Genomic DNA, 286 nt, shown 5'->3' with positions numbered 1-286 from the left:
GTCTTGTAGATCGGCGCGGTGCAGCCCTCGATGTAGTGGACGTAGGAGTCCTCATCCGCGATGATCAGCGTCCGCTCGAACTGGCCCATGTTCTCCGTGTTGATGCGGAAGTAGGCCTGCAGCGGGATGTCCACGTGGACGCCCTTGGGCACGTAGACGAACGATCCGCCGGACCACACAGCCGTGTTCAGCGCGGCGAACTTGTTGTCGCCCACCGGGATGACCGTGCCGAAGTACTCCTCGAAGAACTCCGGGTGCTCGCGCAGCGCGGTGTCGGTGTCCATGA

The 286-nt window shown here is 62.9% G+C and carries 1 pseudogene; it reads right to left on the bottom strand.

Annotation, left to right across the window (positions count from 1 at the left end):
- Window positions 1-286 (bottom strand): annotated as a pseudogene (locus IG178_RS24710) (Fe-S cluster assembly protein SufB); the annotation flags it as partial.

It is taken from the genome of Neoluteolibacter marinus, assembly GCF_014904755.1.
Classification (GTDB): Bacteria; Verrucomicrobiota; Verrucomicrobiia; order Verrucomicrobiales; family Akkermansiaceae; genus Haloferula; species Haloferula marina.
This window is presented reverse-complemented; position numbering and strand designations above follow the sequence as displayed.